Consider the following 2765-nt stretch of genomic DNA (forward strand, 5'->3'; position numbering starts at 1 on the left):
GGTTGAACGGGTCCTTGTAGCCCAGCGTCAGCGCGGTGAAGGAGAAATTGTGCTCGCCATTGTCATAGGCCAGCACCTTGCCCTTGTAAGCCGGATCCCACAGCACGGACATCGATGTCGGCGCCGGCTTCACCTTGTCGGTGTCGTAGATCAGGCCGATGGAATCGAAGCAGAACGGGATGCCGTAGACCTTGCCGTCCTTGGTGTCGCCGCTGACCTTGGTGATGTCGCGGAAGCGCGGCAGCGTATCCTTCTGGTTGGGAAGCTTCGACAGGTCGATCGGCGTGACGAGGTCGGCCTTGATATAGCGCTGCAGCTGCGCGGTGTTGACGGCGAAGACATCGAAGTCCTGACCTTCGCTGCCCTTGATCTTGGCCCAGATCTCGTCGTCGCTGCCGATGAAGACGACATCGACGCCGATGCCGGTCTCGGCGGTGAAGTCCTTGACCCAATCGGCGTCTGCATAGCCATCCCAGGCCAGCACGCGCAGGTTCGCCGCGAGCGCCGACGACGCCATCAGGCCGATGCCGAGGCCGACACCCGCTATTCCCAGAAGCAGTCTCTTCAGTAGCATGATCATTCTCCCATTTGTTGTTTGTGATGATCTCAGTCCGCGGGTCTTGCCGTCACAGCGGGGTGACGGCCACCAGCCCTTCGTCCGGCACAGCCTGCATCCGGTTGCGCAACGGCTTGCCGAATTCCGGCGCCTGGATCTCGTATTCGTCGCCCGGCGCCGTTTTGATGCCGGAGGCGTAGCTCATCACCGCCGCGCCGAAGAAATAGGCGTGCAGATCGCCCGGCCGGCGGTGCATCGGGTAGCGGAAATGGTAATGCTCGAGATTGGCGATCGAGTGCGACATGTGGGTCTCGCCGGACAGGAATTCCTGTTCCCAGATGACGGCACCGTCCCGCCGGATGCGGGAATGGCGGCGCACCTCCGCCGGCAACTCGCCGATCAGCAGCTCCGGGCCAATCGAGCAGGAGCGGAGTTTCGAGTGCGCGAGATAGAGATAGTTCTCGGCCTCGGTCACGTGGTCGGAATATTCGTTTCCCAGCGCGTAGCCGATGCGATAGGGGCGGCCGTCCGGTCCGTTGAGATAGAGGCCGACGATCTCGGCCTCCTCGGCACCCGCCTTGGCGAAGGCCGGCAGCGGCAGCGCGGCACCAGGCGGGACGACGCAGGTGCCGACGCCCTTGAAGAACCATTCGGGCTGCACGCCTAGCTCTCCCGGCGCGGGTTTGCCACCCTCCAGTCCCATGCGAAAAATTTTCAGCGAATCGGATTCGGCGGCGTCCTCGCCATGGGTCAGCATATGCATCTTGTCGCGCGCGGCAGCGCTTCCCGTATGGGTGAGGCCCGTGCCAGTGATGAGGAAACGCGCCGGCTCCGGATGATCGACCGGAACGAGAACCCGGCCTTCGCGCAGCAGCTGGTCGTAATCGACTTTCTCGCCGCCGGTCCGCTCCTCGACGACCGACGCGATGGACCTGCCCTCGGCAATAGCCGCAGTGGCAAGCTCGAGAACTGTGTTGGTGTCGAGAAGGATGTGGAGCTGATCGCCGTCGGCGCTGACGCGCCCCACGTGACGGCTGCCATCGGGCAAGTTGAACTGAACGAGACGCATGAACCTACCTTTTTCCTTCTCGCCGGGTCACACCCAGCCGCCATCGACGATGAATTGCTGGCTCGAGCACATGCGGCTGTCATCGGCGGCAAGAAACAGCGCCATGCGCGCAATGTCGGAAGGCTGCAGCCGGTCGGGCAGGCACTGCCTTTCCTCGATCTGGCGCTCGCCGGCCGGCGTCAGCCACAGACGCATCTGGCGCTCTGTCATCACCCAGCCCGGCACCATGCAGTTGACACGGATGCGCTCGGGGCCGAGCTCGCGGGCAAGCGCCCGCGTCATGCCGTAGACGGCCGCCTTCGCCGTCACATAGGCGGGACAATCCGGATCGCCGACCATCCAGGTGATCGAGCCGAAATTGATGATCGAGCCGCCACCAAGGGCCTTCATCTGCGGGCGCACGGCCTGCGCAGCGAAGAACTGGTGGCGCAGGTTGACGGCCATGCGGTCGTCCCAATAGGCGACGCTGACATTGGCGGTCTGGTGGCGGTCGTCATTGCCGGCATTGTTGCAGAGAGCCTGGATGGGGCCGTTGCGGTCCCTCGCCTGCTCGACCGCCGCCTGCAGGGCCTCGACATTGCGCAGGTCGCAGGGAATGAACAGCGGTTCGGGATGGCCCTGCGCCGCGACCGCCGCCACCAGTTGTCGGGACGGCTCCACCGCCATGTCGACGAAGGCGACGCGGCTGCCTTGCGCGCAGAAATGGCGCACGAGGCTCTCGCCGATGCCGCTGCCGCCGCCGGTTATGAAGACGCTGCGGCCCCGCAGGCTGGGGTAGATCGCATAGCTCCCGGTCTCGTCGCTCATTGCGGCACCTAATGCGAATGGCGGGGGATGCCGGCATCGCGGCGCCCGACAAGGAAATCGAAATCGCAGCCCCGATCGGCCTGGAGCACGCGCTCGACATAGAGGCTCTGGTAGCCGCCCTCGGGTGGCGCCGGCGGCTTCCAGTCGCGGCGGCGGGCGGCAAGCTCCTCTTCGGAAACCAGCAGCTCGAGACGCCTGCCGGCCACGTCGAGATCGATGAGGTCGCCGTCGCGAACCAGGGCAAGCGCGCCACCCGCAGCAGCTTCGGGAGCAACATGCAGGACCACGGTGCCGTAGGCGGTGCCGCTCATGCGCGCATCGGAGATGCGGACC

At 65.1% G+C, this 2765-nt stretch carries 4 protein-coding genes; all 4 read right to left on the reverse strand.

Translation table 11 applies throughout. From position 1 onward, the window contains the following. A partial coding sequence (locus EOA28_RS31645; protein WP_128315648.1) for an extracellular solute-binding protein occupies window positions 1-574 on the reverse strand: 574 nt, incomplete at its 3' end. A 52-nt stretch (window positions 575-626) separates the two neighbouring features. After that, complete coding sequence (araD1, locus tag EOA28_RS31650) at window positions 627-1625, reverse strand: AraD1 family protein (protein ID WP_128315649.1); 999 nt, start codon at window positions 1623-1625, stop codon at window positions 627-629. A 27-nt stretch (window positions 1626-1652) separates the two neighbouring features. Then, the gene (locus tag EOA28_RS31655; protein WP_127251961.1) at window positions 1653-2432 is read right to left on the reverse strand and encodes an SDR family oxidoreductase; all 780 of its coding nucleotides are present in this window, start codon (window positions 2430-2432) and stop codon (window positions 1653-1655) included. Window positions 2433-2440: 8 nt separating this feature from the next. Further along, window positions 2441-2765 (reverse strand): dihydroxy-acid dehydratase (locus tag EOA28_RS31660; RefSeq protein WP_189342300.1); only part of this gene is annotated, 325 nt, incomplete at its 5' end.

The sequence above is a fragment of the Mesorhizobium sp. M2A.F.Ca.ET.067.02.1.1 genome (assembly GCF_004023285.1).
In the GTDB taxonomy this organism is placed as follows: Bacteria; Pseudomonadota; Alphaproteobacteria; order Rhizobiales; family Rhizobiaceae; genus Mesorhizobium.